Origin of the sequence: Nocardia seriolae NBRC 15557, assembly GCF_007990715.1 — a bacterium.
Taxonomy (GTDB): Bacteria; Actinomycetota; Actinomycetes; order Mycobacteriales; family Mycobacteriaceae; genus Nocardia; species Nocardia seriolae.
Map to the genome: position 1 here is coordinate 26262 of NZ_BJWY01000052.1, position 18708 is coordinate 44969.

Here is an 18708-nt window from a genome sequence, read left to right on the forward strand (position 1 = left end):
AGAGCAGCGGCAGCGCGTCCACGGTCACGGCCGGATCGGCCACCACGGCCGCCAACACCCGGCCGAAGCGCGCGGCCAGCTGCCGGATGCTCGCGGCGTCGAAAAGGTCGGTGGCGTAGGTGATGTCGACGGTCAGCCCGGCGGGGCGGCCCTGCGCGTCGAAGATCTCGCGAGCGGTGAACTGAAGATCGAACTTGGCCATCGCGATATCGATGGGTTCCTGGGCGACCCGCAGGCCCGGCAGTTCCAGCGCGGGCAGGTCGTAGTTCTGGAAGGCCAGCGCGACCTGGTACAGCGGGTGACGGTTCTGCAAACGGGCCGGGGCGAGCATTTCGACCAGACGCTCGAACGGCACGTCCGGATGCGAGAGGGCTTCGATATCGCCCGCGCGCACCGTCTTCAGCAGCGCGTCGAAGGAGGCGCGGGTGTCGATCGCGGTGCGCAGCACCAGGGTGTTGACGAACATGCCGACCAGGCCGTCGAGAGCCTGCTCACCACGTCCGGCCACCGGGGTGCCGATGGCGATGTCGGTGGTCCCGGACAGCCGGGCCAGCAGGGCGGCCAGGGCCGCGTGCACGGTGCTGAACAGGGTGGTGTCGTTGGCGCGGGCCAGGTCTCGCAGTCCGGCGTGCACCTCGGGGGCGACCGTGACGCTCAGTTCGCGACCGCGCAGCGTGGACACCGCCGGGCGCGGCCGGTCGGCGGGGAGTTCCAGCAGCTCGGGCAGGCCGGCCAGGCGCTGCCGCCAGTAGCCGAGCTGGCGGTGGGCCGGCGAGTTCGGGTCGTCATCGTCGCCCAGGCGCGCGGCCTGCCACAGCGTGTAGTCGGCGTAGTGCACCGGCAGCGGCGCCCAGCCGGGCTCGCCGCCCGCACGCCGGGCCAGGTAGGCGGTCATGATGTCGGTGGCCAGCGGGCCCAGCGAGAAGCCGTCCGCGCTGATGTGGTGGACCACCAGCACCAGCACGTGCTCGGTCGCGGAGAGGCTGAAAACCGCCGCGCGCACCGGGGTTTCCCGGGTCAGGTCGAAGGCGTGGCCGATGAGCCAGGCCACCCGGGCGGTGATCTCGTCCGCGGTGACCTCGGCGGTCACCAGATGGGTGTCCGCCTCCGCCAGTACCAGCTGCTCGGGGCCGTCCACGCCGTCGGGGTAGACGGTGCGCAGGGTCTCGTGCCGTGAGATCACGTCGCGCAGTGCGTCGTTCATGGCCGCGGTGTCCAGCGGACCGGTCACGCGCAGCACGAGGGGGATATTGTCCGAGGCCGCGGCGGCGGCCACGCCGTTCTCGTCGGCGTGGTAGCGGTTGAGGAACCACATGCGGCGCTGGGCGTCCGAAAGCGGCAGGCGCTCCGGTCGCGGGCCCGCGATCAGCGGGAGTTGCTTTCCGGCAGCCGGTTTCGCCTCGGCGAGGGCCGCGAGTCCGGCAACGGTCGGGGCGTCGAACAGGTCGCGCACCGACAGCTCGGCGTCGAGGGCCGCGGCCACCCGCGCCACCGCGCGGGCCGCGAGCAGCGAGCTGCCGCCGCGGGCGAAGAAATCGTCGTGCGCGCCGACGCGCTCCACGCCGAGCAGGTCGGCGAAGACGCTCGCCACCACCTCCTCGGCCACGGTCTCGGGCGCGCGGTAGACGGCGGTCTCGAAGACCGGCGCCGGCAGGGCCGCGCGATCCAGCTTGCCGGAAGCATTGAGCGGGAACGCATCCAGCACCACGAAGGCGGCCGGGATCATGTAGCCGGGCAGCAGGCCGCCCAGCGCCGCCTTGACGGCGCCCAGCTCGAGCGCGACGCCGGGCTCGGGCAGCAGGTATCCGGCCAGCTGGTCACCGGCGTGCGGGTCGTTGCGCACCACCACGACGGCCTGAGCGATGCCCGGCTGCGCCAGCAGCGCGGCCTCGATCTCACCCAGCTCGATGCGCAGGCCGCGCAGCTTGACCGGGAAGTCGGTGCGGCCCAGGTAGTTCAGCTCGCCCGCGGCGGTCCAGGTGACCAGGTCGCCGGTGCGGTACATGCGCTCGCCGACCGCGAACGGGTTGGCCACGAAGCGATCCGCCGACAGGTCCGGACGGAACAGGTAGCCGCGCGCCAGCTGATCGCCCGCCAGGTAGAGCTCGCCCGCGACACCCGGCGCGACCGGGTGCAGCCGGGCGTCGAGGACGTAGGTGCGGGTGTTCCACACCGGGCGGCCCATCGGCACGAACGCGGTGTCGGCGTCGGTGACCTCGTGGTAGGTGACCTCCACGGCCGCCTCGGTGGGGCCGTACAGGTTGTGCAGCCGCGCGCCGGTCAGCTCGCGCAGCTTGGCGGCCGTGCCGACGGGCAGGCCCTCCCCGGAGCAGAAGACCTGCCGCAGACCGGTGCAGTGCGCCGCGGCCGGTTCGGTCACGAAAACCGCCAGCATGGACGGGACGAAGTGGGCATGGGTGATGCCCGCGCGGATGATCAGCTCGGCCAGGTACTTCGGGTCGCGGTGGCCGTCGGGCGCGGCCACCACCAGGCGGGCGCCGATCTGCAAGGGCCAGAAGAACTCCCACACCGATACGTCGAAGGTGAAGGGGGTCTTCTGGAGTACCGCGTCGGCGGCGGTCAGGCCGTAGTGGGCCTGACCCCACACCAGGCGGTTCACCACCGCGGCGTGCGAGACCGCCACGCCCTTGGGGCGGCCGGTCGAGCCCGAGGTGAAGATGACGTAGCAGGCGTTCGACTCGCGTAGTGGCGCACGGCGATCCGCGTCGGTGAGCGGGGTACCGGCGTAGCCGTCCAGCTCGACGGTGTCGATCTCCAGCACCGGGATGTCGCGGGCGGTGGTGAAGCCGTCGCGGGCGGTGGTCAGGATGATGACCGGGCCCGCGGCGTCGAGCACGTAGTCGGTGCGCTGCTCGGGCTGGTCCGGATCCACCGGCACGTACGCGCCGCCCGCGGCGAGGATGGCGTACATGCCGACGAGCAGTTCGGTGGAGCGGCGGATCGCCAGTGCCACCCGGGATTCCGGGCCGACGCCGGATTCGGCCAGCTTGCGGGCCAGGCGGTGCACGCGGTCGGCGAACTCGCCGTAGGACAGAGTTGTAGCCGGTTGGGAGGTATCGGCGTGCTCGAATTCGATGGCCGGGGCATCGGGGCAGGTCAGCGCGCGGGTGTCGAACAGCGAGACCAGGGTGGCGGGTTCGAAGTGGTGCGCGGTGTCGTTCCAGTCGGCGAGCACCTTGGCGCGCTCGTCGTCGAGCAGCAGGTCGATATCGCCGACCGGGCGATCGGGGGCGGCGGTGACCGCGTCCAGCACCAGATCCAGCCGCCGGGCAAAGGCGGCCACGGTGGATTCGTCGAAAAGGTCGGTGGCGTAGGTGAATACGGCTTCCAGTCCGCCCGCCTCGCGCTTCTCGATCAGCGACAGCTGCAGGTCGAACTTGGCGATGCCGGGATCCAGCTCGATCCGCGACGCGGTCAGGCCGTCCAGCTCCAGCGTGGTCTGGGCGGTGTTCTGCAGATCCAGGGCCACCTGGAACAGCGGGTGGCGGGCCTGCGAGCGGGTCGGGTTGAGCACCTCGACCAGGCGCTCGAACGGCACGTCGGCGTGCGCGAAGGCGCGCAGATCGGACTCGCGGACCTGGGCCAGCAGCTCCCGGAAGGTCTTGTGCGCGGCGACCTCGGTGCGCAGCACCAGGGTGTTCACGAACATACCGACCAGGTCGTCCAGCACCTGCTCGCCGCGCCCCGCGACCACCGAGCCGATCGAGATATCGCCGGTGCCCGACAGTTTGGCGAGCAGCGTCACGAAGGCCGCGTGCAGCGCCATGAACAGGGTGGCGCGATCGCCCTCCGCGAACTCCCGCAACCGCACGTGCCGGTCGGCGGAGATGGTGAAGCGGTACTCCGCGCCCCGGCGGGTCGCCACGGCCGGACGGGGCCGGTCGGCGGGTAGCTCCAAAGTCTCCGGTTGCCCGGACAATTCGGCGCGCCAGAAGCGAATCTGGTCCGCCAGCAGCGATTCCGGATCATCCTCGGAGCCGAGCAGCTCGCGCTGCCACAGGGCGTAATCGGCGTACTGGACCGGCAGCGGCGTCCAGGCCGGGGCCTCGCCGCCGCGGCGGGAAGCATAGGCCAGCATGAGATCCCGGGTCAGCGGTGCGATCGACCAGCCGTCGGCGGCGATGTGGTGCACGGCCAGCACCAGCACGTGGGCGTCGGGAGCGACCCGCAGCAGGGTCAGGCGCGCGGGCACCCGCTCGTCCACTGCGAACGGCAGCACGGCCAGCTCGAAGATCTTGGCTTGCAAGGTATCCGGGCTCACCTGCTCGACCGCTAGCGCGACACCGGCGTCGGTGACCGGCAGCACCAGCTGGCGGCCCACGCCGTCGGTCGCCGGGTACACCGTGCGCAGCGTCTCGTGGCGCGCGACCACATCGGTCACCGCCGCCGCGAGGGCGTCCGCGTCCAGCGGGCCGTCCAGCCGGATGGCCGCGACCAGGTTGTCCGCGATGGAGCTGTTGTCGAAGCGGTTGAGGAACCACATGCGCTGCTGGGCGTAGGACAGCGGCAGCACCTCGGGCCGCTCCCCCGCCACCAGCGGTGCGCGGGAACCGGATCCGGCCAGCTCGGCCAGCCGCGCGGCCAGTCCGGCCACGCTGGACGCCTCGAAGACCAGGCGCACCGGCACCTGGGTGTCCAGGGCCGCGCCGAGGCGGGCCACCACCTGGGTGGCGATCAGCGAGTTGCCGCCCAGCTCGAAGAAGTCGTCATCCGCGCCGACCGACGGGAGCACGACCTCGGAGGTGAGCGCCACCGGGCGCGCGGGCACGGTCTCGACCGCCAGCGCGGCCGGGGTCAGGCCCAGCACCTCGGCGAAGGTCGACGCGACCAGCTGCTCGATCGGGGTGCGCGGGGCCCGGAATTCGCGGGCGGCGAAGACCGGCTCGGGCAGCGCGCGATGATCCAGCTTGCCGTTCATGGTCATCGGCATGGCGTCGAGCACCATGAAGGCGGCCGGAATCATGTACGCGGACAGCCGATTCGCCAGCCCGGCCTTCAGCTCGGCCAGGTCCAGGCCCGCGTCCTCGGGCACCACGTACGCGACGAGCTGATCGCCGCGCACCGGATCGGTGTGCACCACCACCGCGGCCTGACGCACCAGCGGGTGCGCCGCCGTGGCGGCCTCGATCTCGCCCAGCTCGATCCGGTAGCCGCGCACCTTGACCTGGGAGTCGTTGCGGCCCAGATAGTCGATGGTGCCCGCGGGGGTCCAGCGCACCAGATCGCCGGTGCGGTACATGCGTTCACCGGGAGCCCACGGGCAGGCCACGAAACGATCGGCGGTCAGGGCCGCGCGGCCGCGGTAGCCGCGCGCCAGCTGCGAACCCGCCACGTACATTTCGCCGATCATGCCGACCGGCACCGGCCGCAGGCGGGCGTCGAGCACCCATTCCCGCACCCCGGCGAACGGCGCGCCGATGGTCACCGGATCGGTGGCCGACAGCGGCGCACTGGCATTCACCACCACGGTGGTCTCGGTGGGGCCGTAGGCGTCGACCAGCGGACGGCCCGCCTCGGCCCAGCGCCGCATCAGTTCGCCCGGCAGCGCCTCGCCGCCGAGGGCGATGTGACGCAGACCCGGCACCTGGTCGGGATCGAGGGTGCCGAACGCCGAGGGGGTCATGACGACGTGCGTGACCCGCTGCGTGCGAATCACATCCGCGAGCTCCACGCCCACGCTCGCCTCGGGCGGGGCGATGACCAGGGTCGCGGCGGGCGCGAAGGCCAGCAGCGTCTCCGCGACCCAGATGTCGAAGTTCGGGGTGGTCACCTGCAGCACCCGGGCCTGCGGGCCGCCGCTGTAGCGCTCCACCTGCGCGGCCGCCAGGCCGGACAGGCCGGTGTGCGAGACCATGACGCCCTTGGGCACGCCGGTGGAACCGGAGGTGTAGATGGCGTAGGCGACATTCCCGGCGTGCAGCGGGCGCACCCGGTCCGCGTCGTCGATCGGCGCGGCGGCGAATTCGGCCCGGGCAGCGGCGAATCCGGGCTCGTCGAGCGCCAGCCAGGGCAGCGCCGCAGGCAGCGTGTCGCGCAGGGCGACCGAGGTCAGGCCGAGCGCCGCGCCCGAGTCACGGACCATGTAGGAGATGCGCTCGGCGGGCAGCGCCGGATCCACCGGCAGCCAGCCCGCGCCGGTCTTTGCGACGGCCCAGACCGCGACCACGGTCTCCGGCGACCGCGGCAGGCCGACGGCCACCAGATCCTCGGGACCGATGCCGCGCGCGATGAGCAGGCGCGCCAGGCGGTTGGTGAGCGCGTCGAGTTCGCCGTAGCTCAGGGTGGTTTCGCCGGAAACCAGCGCGGGGCGCTCGGGCCCGGCCGCCACCGCGTCGGCCAGTAACTCCGGCAGCAGGCGTGTCGCGCGCGACTCGCCGCCGGAACGGGTTGTCAGATCGTCGTATTCGTCCGCATCCAGCAGCGGCAGCGCGTCCACCGGCACGGCGGGATCGGTGGTGACGGCGTCGAGCAGGCGCACGAAACGGTGCGCGAACGCCTCGATGGAGGCGGGATCGAAGAGATCCACCGCGAATTCGAACTCCGCGTGGATCCCCGCCGGTGCCGGACCTTCCCCGGGACCGGCACCGGCGAAGCTTTCGGTGACCGCGACCGACAGGTCGAATTTGGTCACCTCGGTATCCAGCGTACCCGTCGTGGCAAGCAACCCGGGCAGTTCGAGGCCGATGTCTCCGGCGGCGGTGAAGGACAGCGCCACTTGGAACAACGGATGCCGCGATTGCGAGCGGGGCGGATTCAGGGCCTCGACGAGCTGTTCGAAGGGGACATCGGCGTGCGCGAAGGCGGCGAGATCGGTGTCGCGAACCCGGTGCGCGAGTTCGCGGAAACTCTGCGCGCCGTCGATTTCGGTGCGCAGCGGCAGCGTGTTGACGAACATGCCGATCAGGTCGTCGAGTTCGCGCGCGCCGCGGCCGCCGACGGGGGTGCCGATCACGATGTCGGATTCGCCGGAGAGCCGCGAGAGCAGCACGGCCAGGGTAGCGTGCATCAGCATGAAGGTCGAAATGCCCTCGGCGCGGGCGGTTTCCGAAATACGCGCGTGCAACTCGGCGGGCAGCTCGACGCCCAGCTTGGCGCCGCGGCCGGTGGCGACCACGGGGCGCGGGCGGTCGGCGGGCAGGGCGAGCAGGTCCGGCGCGCCCGCCAGGGTCTGCCGCCAGAAGCCCAGCTGCCGCGACAGCAGCGAGTCGGGGGCGTCGGCCGCGCCGAGGCGGTCGCGTTGCCACAGCGCGTAATCGACGTACTGCACCGCGAGGGGCTGCCAGGCCGGGGCCTGGCCCTCGACGCGGGCCAGATAGGCCAGGATCAGGTCGCGGGCCAGGATCGGCAGCGACAGGCCGTCGGCGGCGATGTGGTGCAGCACGATGGCGATGGCGTACTCGGGCACGTCCAGGTCGGCCGCATCCACCATGACCGGACCGCCCAGTCCGCAATCCGAGGCGACGGCACCGGTGACGGTGAACAGTCGTGCACGGAACGGGATCTCACGCTCCAGGTCGAAACCGCGGCCCGCGAACTCGCGCAACCGCGCGTCCAGTTCGTCGGCATCGCAGGTGTCGTGCGCCACCGGCTCGGCCGCGGCCGCCACCGGCAGCACCTGCTGGCGCGCGAAACCCGCCGCGGTCGAGGGGAATACGGTGCGCAGCACCTCGTGCCGATCCAGCACGTCGGCCAGCGCGTCGCGCATGGCGGCCTCGTCCGCCGCGCCGCGCAGTCGCACCACGAACGGCATGTTGTATCCGGCGCTGCCGGTGTCGAAACGGTTCAGGAACCAGATGCGCTGCTGCGCCGGGGACAGCGGCAGCGACTCCGGGCGCTCGCGCCGCACCAGCGCGACCGCGCCGTGGGACTCCGCGTCCGCGTCCAGGAAGCGCGCGTCGATCACCGCGGCCAGCTCGGACACGCCGGTGGCGCTGAACATCTCGCGCACCGTCAAGGTGCTGCCCAGTTCCGCGTTCAGGCGCGAGGCCACCTGGGTGGCGATCAGGCTGTTGCCGCCCAGGGCGAAGAAGTCGTCGAGCCGGCCGACCTCGGCCACATCCAGCACCTCGCCGAAGACCCGGGCCACGGCCCGCTCGGTCACCGTCTCCGGGGCCTCGTGCCGCACCGCTACCCGCACCGGCGCGGGCAGCGCGGCCCGATCCAGCTTGCCGGAAGCATTGAGCGGCAGGGCATCCAGCGTCATGTAGACACTCGGCACCATGTACGCGGGCAGCGCCCGCGCCGCCGCGGCCTTGAGCCGGGTCGCGTCGACCTCGGCGGCCTCGATCACGTAGGCGACCAGCTGCTCGTCGCGCACCACGACCACCGCGCGGGTCACGCCCTCCACGGCGGCCAGCACCGTCTCGATCTCGCCGAGCTCGATGCGCAGGCCGCGCACCTTCACCTGGAAATCGGTGCGGCCCAGGTACTCGATCTCACCGTTCTCGTTCCAGTGCACGAGATCGCCGGTGCGGTACATGAGCGCGCCGGGTTCCCCCGCGTAGGGGTCGGAGACGAAGCGTTCGGCGGTCAGGCCCGGCCGTGAGAGGTAGCCCCGGGCGAGCTGTACCCCCGACAGATACAGCTCGCCCGGGATTCCCATGGGTACCGGCCGCAGGCGTGCGTCGAGCACGTACAGCCGGGTATTGAACACCGGCGCGCCGATCGGCACGGCGGCGGTGTCGGCGTCGGTCACCTCGTGCGAGCTGACCTCCACCGCGGCTTCGGTGGGTCCGTACAGGTTGTGCAGCGGCGCGCCGGTCAGCGCGCGCAGGCGCTGTGACACCGGACCCAGCAGCGCCTCGCCCGAAGCGAAGACCTGGCGGAGCTTGATTGCCCTCCGCTCCGCTCCGGGCGGGTTCGCGGCGCTGGAGGTCTCGTTCTTCCCTCCCTCCGCTCCCCCGTTTCGCTCCTCCGCTCCGCTCAGTCCAGAACGAGACGCGCCGCGAACCGGAGAGGATTCCTTCTCCAGCTCGGCGACGAAGGCGTCCATCATGGACGGCACGAAATGCACTACGGTGACGCCGTATTCGGCGATGGCGGCGCGCAGGTAGGCGGGGTCGCGGTGACCGTCGGGCTGGGCCAGCACCAGGGTCGCGCCGATCTGCAAGGGGAAGAACAGCTCCGGCACCGAGACGTCGAAGGTGACGGGCGTCTTCTGCAGGAAGACATCGGAATCGGTGAAATCGAAGCTCTGCCGCATCCAGGCCAGGCGGTTCATGATGGCCGCGTGGCTCACCACGACGCCCTTCGGGAGTCCGGTGGAGCCCGAGGTGAACAGGACGTAGGCGGGGTGCGCGGGGTGCAGCGGGGTGAGGCGCTCGGCGTCGGTCACGGGGGCGGCGTCGAAACCGGCCAGGGCGTCGCCGGTGATATCCGCCAAATCCACTACGGCGGAGTCGATCTCGGGAAGCTCCCCGGAAGCCGTGAGCACCAGGGCGGGCACTGCGGTGCGCAGGATGTGCGCGATGCGGTCGGCCGGATGATCGGGGTCCAGCGGCACGTAGGCCGCGCCGGCGGCCTGCACGGCGTACATGGCGGTCACCAGCTCCGGCGACCGGCGCAGGTGCAGGTGCAGGGCCACCCGGGTCTCGGGACCGACGCCACGCGAAATCAGGTAGCGGGCAAGGCGATTCACCCGCTCGGCGAAGGCCGCGTAGGTGAGATCGGGCGTACCGGCGAAGCGCAGGGCCGTGGCCTGCGGCGTGCGGGCGGCCTGCGCCTCGAACATCGACACCAGCGTGGCCGCCGGATCCATCGGGCGGCGGGTGTCGTTCCAGTGCCGCAGCACCGTGTCGCGTTCGCTCGCGGTGCAGACATCCACGTGCTCGAGCGTGGCGGCCGGATCCAGATCCAGCAGCTTGCCCAGGAAGTCGACGAAACGTTCGTGGTGGCGAGCGGTCTCGGCCTCGGTGTACAGGTTCGGGTTCACCTCGAAATCGAGGAACACCCGCTCGTTGTCACCGTAGAAGAGATTGAGGCTCATATCCTCGACCGGGCTGGTCGAGAGCACGTGCAGTCGTGCCTGCACGTCCCCGAACTCCAGGCGGGGGTGGAAGAGCATGACGTTCACCATCGGGCCGAACAACGCGCGCGACGCGGGGCTGCCCTGCAACTCGGCGTGATCGCGGCGAATGTCCTCGTGCCGGTAGCGCTGATGCCGTAGCGCGCCGGAGATCTCCACCCGCGCCGAGGTGAGCAGCTCGCCCCAGGTGGTGTTCGCGCGCACCGGAATCCGTAGCGGCACGATATTGGACAGCATGCCCGTCGAGCGCCGCATGACCGCGGTGGTGCGGGCCGTCACCGGCAGGCTCAGCACCGCCTCGTCCTTGCCGGTGAGCCGGGCCATGTAGGCCGCGAAGGCGGCGATGATCACGCCGGGCAGACCCGAATCATGCTGTGCGCCAAAGGCTTCGATGCGCCGGTGCAGTTCCTCGGGCAGCATGCCGCCGACCCGCGTGTTGTCCGCGCGCGGCGGCGCGGTGCGGCCGGTGAGGGTATTGCCGCCGTCCAGGCCCGCGGTGCGCTCCAGCCAGTGCGCGCGATCGGTCGCGAACCGGCTGCTGTCGCGGTAGGCCAGTTCCGATTCGGCCAGTTCACGCAGGGTGCCGACCTTGACCTGCTCGGGCTCCTCGCCGCGGGACAGGGCGGTGTAGCGGCGCGCCGACCACTGCATGGTGTTCATGGCGGCATAGCCGTCGCCGACGATGTGGTGGCCGATCACGAACCAGAACCAGCGCTGCTCGGCGACCCGGATCAGGGTCGGCTCGAAGAGCCGGTCGGTCAGCGGGTTCATCGGCGTGACCACCCGCGCGCGCATCCAGTTATGCGCGGCGGCAATGGGATCGGGCTCGCCGCGCAGATCCATCAGTTCGGTGTTGTGGCCGCCGGCGGGATCGATGTACTGGAAGGGCTGCCCGTCGATCTCGGTGAAGCGCAGCTGCGAGGTGCGCCAGATCGGCACGCCATCTGCTGAGACACGTAATAGCAGATCGACATCGAAATCGCCTTGGATGTCGACGTATTGGGCCATGCTGAGCGGGACGTCGGGGTTCAGCAGCTGGGCGTACCAGACACCGATCTGGGCGGGTCCGAGAGGGAATGGCGCTGAGATATCCACCGGCACCGAGATATCCACCGGCGGAACTTCATTCGGTCGCAGACCACTCGAGTCCGTACCCTGCACCAGAGCCTCCCTTGTCATGGCGAATTGCTATGTCGACCAACGGTTTCGGGCATCGCGAAATAGACCTGGGGAGCGCTCGGGGTACGAGGGCGCACCAGGCCGCGAAAGATCGCACCGCCCTGGGTGATTCGACGAATGCGCGGGAAACCGCGCGTGATCCAACTAGTGCTCGAAGCGGCCGGGCCTACTGGCTCGACGGCCGGGATGCGATCGCCTCCGGGTCATCGCATCCGCTGGTGTCCTGCTGCCGATCTCCTCCAACTGTCACCTGCATCACAGGGATGCCGTTCATGAATGCGAACACTAGGCGTTTACACAATAAAAAGGAACTTTTTCCCGAAAAAAAGTTGGACGAGCGTCTAGTTGGGCGGCACGCGTCCGCGAAGATCGCGAAGAATGTGGGTACGACCACATGACAAGGCAGCGGTGTGACTGACCGCACTTTCGGATGTGGAGACTATGAGTCGAAACGTTGCAACTGCGTTACATCGGCGCCCAGGCGCCGGTCCAGCACCCGGATCTTCGCTTCGATCTGCGCATACAGCGGAGATTCACGATCAACGGTGGCGCGGTAGGCAGCCCACGCGGCCGCATCGTCGCGCCCTTCGGCACCGGCGGTCCACCGGCTCAGCACCGAAGCGTCGCCCGAACGTAAGACGGCGGTGCGCAGGCGAACCCGCAACTCATCGCGAATGTCTATAATGCCCGGCGCGGTCGAGCGCGGTAATACCGGTCCGGCATAAAGCCGCACCGCGGCATCCACGTCCCCGGAATCCAGTGCGGCGCGCAGCGCTTCCACATCGGTGGCGATCGGGACGCGCAAACGATAGGGGCGCGAACCGAACACATTCGAGCCGACCACCGAGCGCAGCCGCGACATGGCGGCGCGGATGGTGGCGTTGTCCAGGTCGGCGTCGTCCAGCAGCAGCGCCAGGTGATCGGCCGACAAGCCCTCGGTGTGCTCGGCCAGCAGTAGCAGGATCTCGGCGTGCCGCTGCGACAGGGGAACCCGCTCGCCGGCCACGGTCAGCTGCGGCTGCCCCAGGCCGAGCACCTCGAGCCCGAGCCGTTCCGGCTGCGGCGCATCGGCGTTCGAGCGCCGGTCCTGCCCCGACCGCACCGCGGCCAGCAGCAGATCCATCTCCGCGGCCGTGGCCGCCGCCTTCACCAGGGCCAGGATCTCCGGGCGCGCCACCCGCACCCCACCCGCGATCATGAGCACGCCCACCAGGCGGCCGTCCGGATCGTGCACCGGCGCAGCGGCTCCGGTGATCTGGTGCATGCGGTGCAGGAAGTGCTCGGGACCGTGGATCCAGGCCGCGCGGCCGGTACGCACCACCAGTCCGACGGCATTGGTGCCGACGCGACGTTCGCTCAGGTCGTTGCCCTCGCGCAGGCCCGCCTCCGCGGCGGCCTGCACCCGATCGGCATTGCCGTGCACCGAGAGCACGCGGCCGAACTGGTCGGCCACCACCACGATCAGGCCCGTGCTGGTGGCATCGCGCAGTAATAGCTTGTCCACCAACGGCATGACCGCGGCAATGGCGTGCGCGTCGCGGTAGCGCTCCAGATCCGTGCCACGCAGGCCGCGACCGTCACCGTCGTCCATGGGATCCACGCCGCCGCGAATACTGCGCAGCCAGGACTCGAGCACCATCGGCCGCAGCAGGCCCGGCAGTTGCCCCAGTTGATCGCCGCCCACACTGAGGTATCCATGCGCCTGGGCGGCATACGTTTCGAGCGCCCCGAGTTGACTGCCCGGTTCGACGCCGTGGTGGGGGTGCCCTCCACCTGCGAGATTGCTGACCATTTGCCTTTCTTTCCGCACCAAAGAGTACCGGCGCATCTGAGCGCCCAAGGCGGAAGCCGGACGTTTGTCCGGCAGGTCACATGCCGACCGTCACTATCGGAAATGTGAGCTACGCTGCATTTTGTTAAACAGAACCTGTTCAGTTGTAACCGAGGGTAACGGGTATTCGGCCCGAATCCCTTGCCGCGAACGGTGATTCACGTTTACACCGTTCACCGAATCTGCCACCCAGACGGTACCCGCTGTGCCAGGGTGGGTCCGTGGAGGACATCGACCTGACCGATCTCGACCGCTTCGCGCACGGGTTTCCGCACGCGGTCTTCGATCGGCTCCGCACCGAGGAACCCGTGTGGTGGCATCCGCCCACCGCGCACACCCCGGGCGGAGAAGGGTTCTGGGTGATCAGCCGGTACGCGGACATCGTTGCCGTGGCCGGGGATTCGGACACCTACTCCTCCGAGAGCGGCGGGCAGCGCAGCGGCGGCGGGACGCTGATCGAGGATCTGCCCGTGGACTGGGCGGTCGGGGTGCTGCTCAACATGATGGACGACCCGCGCCACGCGGAGGTCCGGCGGCTGCTCACGCCCAGCGTCGCACCCCGCACGCTGAAACTCATCGAGGATGACCTGCGGCAACGGGCCGCCACCATCGTCGATGCCGCGCTGGGCAAGGGCGACTGCGACTTTCTCATCGACCTCGCCGCCGAACTGCCGCTGCAGGCGGTCGCGCAGTTGCTCGGGGTGCCGCAGGAGGATCGCCACCAGCTGTTCGGCTGGGCGAATGTGACGCTGGACTACGACGATCGGGACCTCGGTGAGGCCACCGCGCGGTCCCAGGCGGCATTGGCGGAGACCCGGGCCTACGGTGCGCGACTGCTGGCGGCCAAGACCGCCGACCCGGCCGAGGATCTGATGTCGCTGGCCGCGCACGCCACCATCGACGGACAGCCGCTCACCGATATGGAAAAGGCAATGTTGTTCAGCCTCCTTATCGCGGCGGGCAGTGAAACCACCCGCAACTCCATCGCCGTCGGGATGCTGGCGCTCATCGAGCGGCCGGAGATCTGGCGATCACTGCGCGCCGATCGCTCCCGATTGGACGGGGCAGTCGAGGAAATGCTGCGCTGGGCCTCCTCGACCTCCTACAACCGCCGCACCGCCACCCGCGACACCGAGCTGGGCGAACAGCGAATTCGGGCCGGGGACAAGGTGACCCTGTGGTGGACCTCCGCCAATCGCGACGAGGCCGTCTTCCCCGAGCCGCACCGCTTCGATATCGGCCGCCGCCCCAATCCGCATCTGGCCTTCGGCCGCGGCGGGCACTTCTGCCTGGGCTCCAACCTGGCCCGCATGGAAATGCGCGTCCTCGTCGACGCGCTGCTCGATCGGGTCGAGACCACCGAGCTCACCGGCCCGGTCGAATACACCCGCAGCAACAAGCACACCGGCGTCCGGCACATGCCGGTCCGGCTGACGCCGCGCTGAGTTCTTCGACTAGTTCGGCGGCAGAGTCGGTTTCAGCGCCGCCGCGCTGCGCACCCGCGCCGCGCCCCACCACAGGCCCGCCCCGTAGGCCACATCGTCCAGGCGTTTGCACAGCACATAGCGGACCGGATCCAGACTGCCCGGCTCCCGGTGGGTGAACCAGTCGGCCAACCCCTCGGCCATGGCCAGGGTGATCGCGATATGCCGCACGCGCCGCGAGCACAGCATGCCCAGCAGGGTCACCGGCCAATAGTGGCGGCACATGGCCGACGCCAGCCGCCACACGCCGCCGGTGAAACCACGCGTCATATAGATGGCGGCCACCCGGGTCGGATTGTCGAGCCCGGCGAAGACCCGGCGCAGCCGGATCAGGGTCGCGGCCATGGTCAGCAGGCCGCCGAAGATGCCCCAGCGCGACAGCGTGCCCAGCAACAGCGCCGAGACCGCGGTCCAGATCGGTAGCGAGAGCGGGGCGGCCAGACCCGGATGCCGCTGGGCCAGCGGCGCGATGCCGGTGCCGTGGGTGACCTTGTGGGCGAACCACTTTCGCAGCGACACCGGATTGCTGTGCGCCACCCGCGCGGCCGGCTCGTAGCGCAGCCGCCAGCCCGCGCGATCCAGCCGCCAGCACACGTCCACGTCCCCGCCCGCGGGCATGGACTCGTCGAAACCGCCCTCGGCCAGCAGGGCCAGCCGCCGCACCAGCACCGCCGAACTCGGGACGTAGGGCACCGGACCGTGCGCGTGCACCGCCGACTCGCGGCGGCCGCGGTGCACCGAGCCGCGGGTGTGCTCGTAGCGGGCCAGCAGGGTGGAATCGGGGTCCATGGCCAGGATGCGCGGGGCCACCAGCGCCACCTTCGGATCGCTGAAGTGCCCGAGCATGACCTCCAGCCAGCCGGTGCGGGGCACCACCTCCGGGTCCAGGAAGGCCACGAATTCGGTTGCCGCGGCCCGCAATCCGAAATTGCGCGCGGCGGCCACACCGTGGCGGCGGTCGCGGCGCAGCACGGTGACGCGGCAGCGGCTGCCGCGCGAGTCCGGAATCCGCACCGGTCGATCCGAGCCGTCGTCCACCACGATCACGGTGTGCCCGCGCAGCGCCGACAGCAGCCGCGACAGCTCGGGCGCGTTGTTGTGCACCGGGACGATCACGGTGACGTCCTCCAGCGACGGCAGCAGCCGCGGGCGCGGATTGGCCACGCCGGAATCCAGAAGACGTCTGGCAACCCGAGCCGACGCGGGGTCGGTCACCTCGAGGTAGCCGTCACCGATCAAGGCCGCAGCTTCCGGCGCGAGCCGTAGCAACCTCGTCGGCGTGCCGCCGACCAGGAGCCGTCCACCGGAATAAGTGCGCACCTTGGGATCGATTCGCACCCCGAAACCATCGGGAAGGCGATCATGGCGCATTCCCGAATGCTAAGTCAGCCAACCGGTAGCAATGATGATCGGCGCGCTGGGTGTATGTAATTTGCCCGCCGAACGGCCGCCCGCGGGTACGGGTCACACCGTAGCTCGACTGCTCTTGCTGGGCGCGCTCTACACTGCGTGAGGAAAATTGGCGGTTGAACAGGTCGGGGACGGTAGTGCGTCCCATAGTGGTCGAGGCGGTATGGGAGTCGGGCGCATGCAGACAGGCGGGGGCGGTAACACCCTCTCGGAATCCGAGATCGTCGAGGCCGCCCTGCGGGTGGTCCGGCAGGACGGCGTGGAGAAGCTGTCCATGCGGCGGCTCTCACGCGAACTCGGAGTTTCGCCGATGGCGCCCTATTACTACGTCGCCGACAAGCGCGAGCTACTCGATCTGGTCGCCACCGCCGCGCTCACCGGAGTGCGCAAGCCGCCACCGGAATTCGGTACGTGGCAAATGCGGTTGCGCGATCTGATCGACCAGATCGACGAGAAATTGCGCAAGCATCCCGGTCTCGGCGATGTGCTCATCGAGCAGATGCTGGGCAAACAGCTGGATCTGATCGCCGCGGTCATGGAAATCCTCTTCGACGCCGGATTCGACGAGCGCAATGCGCTCTCCGCGTACGCCACCATCCACACCTACCTGTTCGGCCGCTCCAAGGTGAACCCGCGCGACCGCACCGCGCTGCTGGACCGGGTGCTGCCCGAGGCGGTGGAGCGCGCCACCAAGCACCTCGCCGATCTGCGTGGCAAGTACTCCTACGACTTCTCGATGGACGTGCTGATCGCGGGCCTGGAGGCTCAGCTTGTCCGGCAGCGCGACAGCCACGTATAGTGAAATTAGAACACGTTCTAGTTTCGGTCGAGAGGACACCATGACCACCGTCGACGTACCGCACAGCTCGCGATCGGCCGTGCTGCGGGTCTCCGCGGTCATCAACGAGACGGCCGACTCCTGCTCGCTGGTATTCGACGTGCCCGAGGACCTGCGCGAGCGCTTCGCGTACTCCCCGGGTCAGTTCCTGACCCTGCGCATCCCCAGCGACCTCACCGGGTCCGTCGCCCGCTGCTACTCGCTGGCCAGCTCGCCGCACACCGACGACAAGCCCAAGGTGACCGTCAAGCGCACCGCCGACGGCTACGCCTCGAACTGGGTGTGCGACAACGTGAAAGCCGGCGACACCCTCGAGGTGCTGCCGCCCTCGGGCGTCTTCACCCCCAAGAACCTCGACGAGGACCTGCTGCTGTTCGCGGCCGGCAGCGGCGTCACCCCGGTGATGTCCATCCTCAAGTCGGCGCTCTCGCGCGGCAACGGGCGCATCGTGGTGGTGTACGCCAACCGCGACCACGACTCGGTCATCTTCGCGGGCGAACTGCGCGAGCTCGCCGACAAGCACCCGCAGCGGCTGGTCGTCATCCACTGGCTCGAGCACCTGCAGGGCCTGCCCACAGCCGACGCGCTGGCCACCCTGGTCTCGCCGTACGCGGGCTACGAGGCATTCATGTGCGGGCCCAAGCCGTTCATGGACCGCGTCCACGACGCCCTCGGCCAGATCGGCATGGCGCGCAACCGGACTCACGCCGAGGTCTTCAACTCGCTCTCCGGCGACCCGTTCGCCGACGTCGCGCCGACCGAGATCACCGATGAGGAGGCCGCGGACGCTGCCAGCGTCGAGGTCGAATTGGACGGCGAGACCCACGAACTGACCTGGCCGCGCAGCCAGACGCTGGTCGACATCATGCTGTCCAAGGGCATCGACGTGCCCTACTCCTGCCTCGAGGGCGAATGCGGGTCGTGCGCGTGCACCGTGCTCGAGGGCGAGGTCGAGATGGAAAACGCGGAGATCCTCGACCCCGAGGACATCGCCAACGGCTACATCCTCGGCTGCCAGGCGCGGCCGGTGACCGACCACCTGAAGATCCAGTTCTGAGAAAGAGTCCGGCCGCCGCGTGAATCACGCGGCGGCCGAATTCATTCCGGCTCAGTAAGCCGAGAAGACATTGTCGATCGAACCGTAGCGGTGGGCCGCGTAATTGCAGGCCGCCGCGATATTCGCGACCGGGTCGTAGATGTCCCACGAGGTGCCGTCGACGTGGTACGCCTGGAAGGTCGGGTCGATGACCTGGAGCAGGCCCTTGGACGGGATGCCCGCGGCGGCGTTCGAGTCGTACAGGTTGATGGCCTGCGGATTACCGCCGGACTCGCGCTGGATATTGCGGAAGATGCCGTCGTAGCTGCCCGGAATGCCGTGCTGGTTCATCACGTACAGCGCGTTCTTGATCCAACCGTCGAGATCATTGGCGAACGTCGGGGGCAGCAGCTGGTTGAACGGCGCGGGCAGGCCCTCGACGAACTGGCGGACCTGGTCCTGCTGCGGGGCGGGCAGACCGTTATCGATCTGGACGGCCTGCCGCTGGACCTGCTGGGCGGTGGCCTGGAACTCCGGCGGGACGCCACTGATGACATCGGCGGAGGCGGTGCCGGAGGCGGCGACCACGGCGGTGACGGCGAGGGCGAGCGCAGCGGCGGCCCTACTGGGCTGGGCGATCAGTTTTTTCAAATGCATAGCGAACGGGCGCAGCGCTGACCACGGCGGGCATCCCGAGGAGGCCCGCCGATGCACTGCATGGGTTGTGATGTGCATTGTGGGAGAACGGGACTGGGATATCTCCCAGTTATCACCGTTCGTTCGCGCTCTCACCGATTGCGGCGGTCTCCGCGCGAGGGGTACCGGCTCATTTCGAGCTGGTATCGGCCGTCGCCGACTGATCACAGAATGATTGCGCTAGTGTCC

At 69.7% G+C, this 18708-nt stretch carries 7 protein-coding genes (1 of these 7 cut by a window edge); 3 read left to right on the top strand and 4 right to left on the bottom strand.

Features of this window, described 5'->3' with window-relative positions; translation table 11 throughout:
* Together NS2_RS17445 and NS2_RS17450 are read right to left on the bottom strand one after the other, a co-directional pair.
* A protein-coding gene (locus NS2_RS17445; RefSeq protein WP_186817603.1) for a non-ribosomal peptide synthase/polyketide synthase crosses the window boundary here: on the bottom strand, positions 1 to 11158 show its 5' portion. It extends 6767 nt beyond the left edge of the window; 11158 of the gene's 17925 nt are visible here — the first part of the coding sequence; it begins with the start codon at positions 11156 to 11158; its stop codon lies beyond the left edge, outside the window.
* A 505-nt stretch (positions 11159 to 11663) separates the two neighbouring features.
* Positions 11664 to 13016 carry a GAF domain-containing protein gene (locus tag NS2_RS17450; protein WP_033088998.1) on the bottom strand — a complete coding sequence of 451 codons (1353 nt, stop codon included), beginning with the start codon at positions 13014 to 13016 and terminating at the stop codon, positions 11664 to 11666.
* 242 nt (positions 13017 to 13258) lie between these two features.
* Between NS2_RS17450 and NS2_RS17455 the strand changes: the two genes are divergently transcribed.
* The gene (locus NS2_RS17455) at positions 13259 to 14500 is read left to right on the top strand and encodes a cytochrome P450 (protein WP_155240042.1); all 1242 of its coding nucleotides are present in this window, start codon (positions 13259 to 13261) and stop codon (positions 14498 to 14500) included.
* A gap of 9 nt (positions 14501 to 14509) precedes the next feature.
* Here NS2_RS17455 and mftF read toward each other — a convergent pair whose 3' ends face one another.
* Complete coding sequence (gene mftF / locus NS2_RS17460) at positions 14510 to 15910, bottom strand: mycofactocin biosynthesis glycosyltransferase MftF (RefSeq protein ID WP_036552044.1); 1401 nt, start codon at positions 15908 to 15910, stop codon at positions 14510 to 14512.
* 217 nt (positions 15911 to 16127) lie between these two features.
* On the opposite strand from mftF, the gene mftR2 reads away from it, so the two are divergent.
* The gene (gene mftR2, locus NS2_RS17465; RefSeq protein ID WP_052086660.1) at positions 16128 to 16748 is read left to right on the top strand and encodes a mycofactocin system transcriptional regulator MftR2; all 621 of its coding nucleotides are present in this window, start codon (positions 16128 to 16130) and stop codon (positions 16746 to 16748) included.
* A 40-nt stretch (positions 16749 to 16788) separates the two neighbouring features.
* A complete protein-coding gene (locus NS2_RS17470; protein WP_033089001.1) occupies positions 16789 to 17844 on the top strand; it encodes a ferredoxin--NADP reductase in 1056 nt (351 codons plus the stop codon).
* A gap of 51 nt (positions 17845 to 17895) precedes the next feature.
* Here the strand turns inward: NS2_RS17470 and NS2_RS17475 are convergent, their stop codons facing one another.
* Positions 17896 to 18474, bottom strand: a complete 579-nt coding sequence (locus tag NS2_RS17475; RefSeq protein ID WP_033089004.1) for a transglycosylase SLT domain-containing protein — start codon at positions 18472 to 18474, stop codon at positions 17896 to 17898.
* Positions 18475 to 18708 lie beyond the last annotated feature (234 nt).

What these genes read in the sequence shown, in the direction of transcription:
- NS2_RS17450 (WP_033088998.1), bottom strand. Translation starts at nt 13,016, where the DNA reads ATGGTCAGCAATCTCGCAGGTGGAGGGCACCCCCACCACGGCGTCGAA.
- mftF (WP_036552044.1), bottom strand. Translation starts at nt 15,910, where the DNA reads ATGCGCCATGATCGCCTTCCCGATGGTTTCGGGGTGCGAATCGATCCC.
- mftR2 (WP_052086660.1), top strand. Translation starts at nt 16,128, where the DNA reads ATGCAGACAGGCGGGGGCGGTAACACCCTCTCGGAATCCGAGATCGTC.
- NS2_RS17470 (WP_033089001.1), top strand. Translation starts at nt 16,789, where the DNA reads ATGACCACCGTCGACGTACCGCACAGCTCGCGATCGGCCGTGCTGCGG.